This is a genomic window from Pseudomonadota bacterium (assembly GCA_022572885.1).
GTDB lineage: Bacteria > Pseudomonadota > Gammaproteobacteria > Steroidobacterales > MnTg04 > MnTg04.
The window spans coordinates 1-4,799 of sequence record JACZVC010000060.1; the positions used below are offsets into that span (position 1 = coordinate 1).

The following is a 4,799-nucleotide window of genomic DNA, read 5'->3' on the forward strand; positions in this document are numbered from 1 at the left end:
CGATCAAACTTGATATCGAGTTGGGTCTTTTTGAAAACGCCCTCCCGGATCAACACGGAATTTTCGGCAATGCGATATCGAAAAAACCAGTACTGAAGGAACGCCCCCGTTATTGTCAAGATGACGAACACTGATAGGGCAAAAACTATTCTGTACGTGAGATCGCCCTCGGTAGCCACCAGGAGCACAAACAGCGGAGCGAGGGCCGGAATCGCGTTCTTCGCGATGTTTTGATAGATCCTGCCGAGATAGAAAATCGCGGCCAGCGGTGACGTATGAAGCCAGTTTTCCTGGTCAGCGACGCTCAACGCTGGCCCCGACTTTATCGAGAATGAAGACTCGCAGCTGTTCTGCGACGGTGGCCGGCAATCCATGAATTTTCAGGTCGCCGCCAGAACCGCCAGCGGTGAATAGCTGTAACGTGGCGATATCAAAACGGCGATCCAGCGGCGTACTGCTTTTTTCCACGTGCTGAATGCGATTGAATGGGATTGCCGTCACCGTGCGCCAGAACACACCTGATTTGTAAATGATGTCCTTGTCGCGTAGCGCATAGCCTTTGCGTGGCACGCTGATCGATGGCCATAGGAAAAACGGTACCGCAGCAACCGGGATCATTAGCCACAACCATCCCAGACTGATGTTCACATTGTCGTCAGCAAATGCGGTGCTGATCACAAATTGCAGGACAGCGATTCCAATGATGACAAAACCCAGGGCCAGTGCTTTCTCCGTCAGGAGGCGGCGGACAAATTTCTCATCCATGCCCAGCCAGGTTACCGAATCGACTTGCGGCAGATCATCTTGTGCGATTTCAAGATTCTCAAACATTCATTGGCTCACAAATACAAAATTCCTGATACGCTCTTTGGCAGACGGTATTTCACTCCGAATGCAGGGCAATTCGGTTGCCTTCACTGTCGAGCACGATCGCCCGATAGCCATGCGGACCGATCTGCTCCTTCGCTTGCAGAATTCTGCCACCGTTTTGCTCTGCTGCCTCTACTGCTTCATCCAGGCGTCCGGGCACGTTGAAATAAAGCAGCAATCCGCTGGCGGATGGCTTGTCGTCGCTTTTGACCAGGCATCCGGCAACGTCGTTGTCACTGTGCTCAAGGATGGCTACGTCGCCAGCCTCCTCGATCGCGATATCCAAAACCCGCGAATAGAATTCAATCGCTCTACCTAGATCTTCGACGGGAACATCAAACCAAACTACACGATTAGCCATTGCTCTCTCCAATGCTGCCTGAAATCGTAAATCTGCCGCCAAGGCAGGAAGCTGGCTGGCTTTCCTCCTGTGTCGCTCCATTGAACACAATCTTTGGGCATTCTAGTGCCTAAATGGAGTGTCCGCAAAACAGCAGCCAGCTCAATTCATAGAATCCCACTACGGCATCCTGTGCTTCTTGCAGTCAGGCGTGTGCTAGGCTAATGGATGGGATCGATGCGCCAGGATACGCCGTGATCGACAGAGGCAGAGCTTCGTGAAATTAGGGCAGGACTTGCGTCGTCGTCATATTTTCCGCCTGGTCGGTCTGTATGTGTTCGGCGCGTGGGTTGTGATCGAGGTTGCGTCGGTATTTTTCCCGGCCTGGGGGATTCCCGACACTGCGTTACGTTACCTGATCATTGCGGCGGTACTCGGTTTCCCCATTGCGATGGTGTTCGGGTGGTTCTTCGATATCACGGCCAGTGGCATCGTTCGTACCGCGCCGGCAGGTGAGGAAGAGCTTGCTGATTTCAAACTCAAGCGCCTGGATTATCTGATCCTGGTTGCGTTGCTCGCTGTTTCTGTCGCCGTGCTGTTCGGCAGCTTTGAAAAAATCATGGAGACCACTGACGAGTTGTCTCAAGCGATTCCCTTGATCGACAAGCCAGCGAATTCGATCGCGGTATTGCCGTTTGTCAGTTTGGACGACGAAACTGAAACGGAGTATTTCTCGAACGGTGTTACCGAGGAAATCCTGCATCGTCTTTCGACCTTTGACGCACTCAAGGTCATTGGCCGCACATCGTCATTCGCCTTTGGCAACAGCGATATGGGCGTGCCGCGGATAAGCAATATACTCGGCGTGCGCTATTTGCTGCAAGGGAGCGTCAGGCGAGAGTCAAACGTGGTCCGGGTGACTGCGCAACTGGTCGACGAATCCGGATTCCAGCTTTGGAGTGAAACATTTGACAGGAAGCTGGAAGGCATATTCGCAATTCAGACCGAGATCGCGAACCGGGTTGCCAGTGAGCTTGTCAATGAGATAGTGGCCTCCGGCGCGCAGTCGATTGCCAGCACGACGACGAATATGGTTGCCTACAACGCCTATCTTCTGGGCCGGGCATTTCTGAACAGGCGCACGCCGGGCTGGCAACAGCACGCAGCGGCGGAATTTCGCAGCGCCATCGACCTGGATCCGGACTATGCGCCTCCCTATGCTGGCCTGGCGATAGCGACGATGATGGGTGGCAGTGGGGAAGGGTTTGTCGAAGCGCAAGCGCAGGCACAGGAAGCCATAGGCCATGCCCTGGGACTGGATCCCGAGCTTGCGGAGGCGCATGCGGCACAGGGCCTGCTGCTGTTAAAAAAGCGTGATCCCAATCCCGCGGCGGCGGAGGCGGCATTGCGTCGCGCGCTGCTTTCAGATCCCAACCTGGTAGATGCCCACAATTGGCTCGCCAACGCACTCGGGGTTCAGGGGCGCAGAGATGAAAGTCATGCCGCCATGGAGCGGGGCCTGAAAATCGATCCCCTCAACCCGGTTATTTTATTGAACGTGGCCAACCGTTATCAATGGAACGGAGACTTCAGGCGCACCGAGCAGCTTTTGCTGAGGCTTATGGACCTGCCGGAACCCCCCGGGATCGCTTACTGGGGGCTGCACAATCTTTACGAGCGATATGGCCGCTATGTCGATGTGCACCAGTGGGCGAAGAAAATTATTCTTGCCTATGGCGAATCCGACAGGATACGGGGATTTAGCGTGCTGTCCACGGTATACGGACGTCTTGGGATGTCGGAAGATGCCGATTACTGGGTTGGCCTCGACCCCAATAAATTTAGCCGTTTTGTCAGGAAGGGCTACTTGTTCAAGCTTCGTGGCGACCGTACGGGTTTAAAAATTCACCTGGAGAATTTTATGCGGGGCAACGCCGTCGACTATAAGATGCTGCCGGCGGTTCCGGCGAAATTGCTTGGTGTAATCAATCTGGAAGCCGGTAATTATGAGAAAGGTGTAGAAATCCTGACTGATGTATTTGACCTCGAATCGCCGGTCGCCCTGGGGTCGCTTCTCGCAATCGATATTTTGCAAATGCGGGCCTTTGCCCATAGGCAAGTTGGCGATGAAGCATCTGCGGTTCGCGTCCTGCGGCGAGTCGATCAGGAATTGCAGAATCTTGCGGACTCCGAGCAAGTATACAATCCGTCGGTGCTGGAGCTTATCGCGCTTAACCAGGCGATGCATGGTGATGTGGCCGGTGCGCTGGAGTCCCTCGAATCCGCAGTCTCGCTGGGCTGGCAGAACTATTACGCGATCGTCAATGATCAACGATGGGCCGAGGTGCTGCGGGAGCCTGAATTTGTGTCGTTGTTAAGCTGGGTGAAAGCAGGCCTCGATCGACAACGATCGAAAGTTGAGACGATAGACGCCGAAGAGGACTTTCGGGCAGTCGTCGAACGACTCTTCCCGGAAGAGTCTCTAGCTTCGACCAGCGCCGTACGTTAAGGCGTAGGACAGTGTCCGATATCGTTTTCTGACACATTTGCTTGCGCAGGATTTACTGCAATGGATCGTTTTTGCCAATGACCAACCTTGACCTCGCCAACCGACCGGACGAGAGCAGTGCGAGTCTGGCCGATATCTTGCTTGTATACGACAGGCAATGCCCGCTTTGTGACAACTACTGTCAGCTCGTGCGCGTTCGGGAGAGTGCCGGTGAGCTGGTGTTGGTCGATGCACGGGAAGACAGCGCGGTAATGCAGGAGATAACCGCCGCCGGTCTCGATATCGACCAGGGAATGGCGCTGAAAATGAGGGGCCAGATTTACTACGGTGCCGAAGCCATGCATGTGCTGTCGCTGTTAAGCACGCGGTCGGGCATTTTCAACCGGATCAATTTTTGGATTTTCCGCTCGCAGCGACTGGCCCGGGTGCTGTATCCAGTATTTCGATCTTTCCGCAATCTTTTTTTGAAGGTCAGAGGAGTGACAAAAATCAATAATCTGGACTTGCCGGGCAACGATCGCTTTTGAGGAGCAGGAAAACATTTTTGCCTGGTTCCGGTAATGGCAAGAAAAAAATTAAAAGGAGAGTCCGATGAACAATAACTGGCCCATCGTCAACTTCATCGTGCGCTGGATATTGGGGCTGTTGTTCCTGATGGCGGGATACTGGAAAGTTTTCGTGCTGACGCCCGCCGCCCACGCCCAGCAGTTTTTTGTGGACGGCTTTGCCGATACCTGGATACCGGCATGGTTCCTCAATGCTCTCGGCTACGGCATACCCGTGCTCGAGCTGGCCGCCGGAGTTTTGCTTTGTATTGGTTTGCGGACCCGGGAGGCACTGATCGGAGTCGGCCTCCTGCTGATCGTCACCACCTATGGACATGCGCTTCAGCAACCGCTGTTCGATATAGCCGGACATACATTTACTCGCCTGGCGCTGATCGTTTTTCTGTTGCTGGCGCCGGGTGGCAGTGACAAGTATTCCGTCGATGGCTGGTTGCGGCAACGCAATACACCATGAGCGGTTCGTTACAGCGAACCAGGCCTGAAACTATTCGGGCAGGTTCACCTCGAACTTGAT

Annotated in this window: 6 protein-coding genes; 3 read left to right on the forward strand and 3 right to left on the reverse strand. The window is 54.2% G+C overall.

What is annotated here, in order from left to right:
- From IIA05_12870 to IIA05_12880, 3 genes are all read right to left on the reverse strand, one after another.
- The coding region (locus tag IIA05_12870) for a PH domain-containing protein (protein ID MCH9027982.1) at positions 1 to 308 on the reverse strand (308 nt) is incomplete at its 3' end.
- Positions 295 to 831 (reverse strand): PH domain-containing protein, encoded by a 537-nt coding sequence (locus IIA05_12875; GenBank protein ID MCH9027983.1) that lies wholly within the window; start codon positions 829 to 831, stop codon positions 295 to 297. The genes IIA05_12875 and IIA05_12870, both read right to left, overlap by 14 nt.
- 52 nt (positions 832 to 883) lie before the next feature.
- Positions 884 to 1,231: a VOC family protein gene (locus IIA05_12880; protein ID MCH9027984.1), complete on the reverse strand. Its 348-nt coding sequence runs from the start codon at positions 1,229 to 1,231 to the stop codon at positions 884 to 886.
- 256 nt (positions 1,232 to 1,487) lie between these two features.
- Between IIA05_12880 and IIA05_12885 the strand changes: the two genes are divergently transcribed.
- The 3 genes from IIA05_12885 to IIA05_12895 all read left to right on the forward strand — a co-directional run bounded on the left by IIA05_12885 (position 1,488) and on the right by IIA05_12895 (position 4,739).
- Entirely contained in the window at positions 1,488 to 3,719 is a 2,232-nt protein-coding gene (locus IIA05_12885) for a hypothetical protein (protein ID MCH9027985.1), read from the forward strand.
- Positions 3,720 to 3,796: 77 nt separating this feature from the next.
- Complete coding sequence (locus tag IIA05_12890; GenBank protein ID MCH9027986.1) at positions 3,797 to 4,246, forward strand: DUF393 domain-containing protein; 450 nt, start codon at positions 3,797 to 3,799, stop codon at positions 4,244 to 4,246.
- 64 nt (positions 4,247 to 4,310) lie between these two features.
- Positions 4,311 to 4,739, forward strand: a complete 429-nt coding sequence (locus tag IIA05_12895) for a DoxX family protein (GenBank protein ID MCH9027987.1) — start codon at positions 4,311 to 4,313, stop codon at positions 4,737 to 4,739.
- Positions 4,740 to 4,799 lie beyond the last annotated feature (60 nt).

What these genes read in the sequence shown, in the direction of transcription:
- IIA05_12890 (MCH9027986.1), top strand. Translation starts at nt 3,797, where the DNA reads ATGACCAACCTTGACCTCGCCAACCGACCGGACGAGAGCAGTGCGAGT.
- IIA05_12880 (MCH9027984.1), bottom strand. Translation starts at nt 1,231, where the DNA reads ATGGCTAATCGTGTAGTTTGGTTTGATGTTCCCGTCGAAGATCTAGGT.
- IIA05_12875 (MCH9027983.1), bottom strand. Translation starts at nt 831, where the DNA reads ATGTTTGAGAATCTTGAAATCGCACAAGATGATCTGCCGCAAGTCGAT.
- IIA05_12895 (MCH9027987.1), top strand. Translation starts at nt 4,311, where the DNA reads ATGAACAATAACTGGCCCATCGTCAACTTCATCGTGCGCTGGATATTG.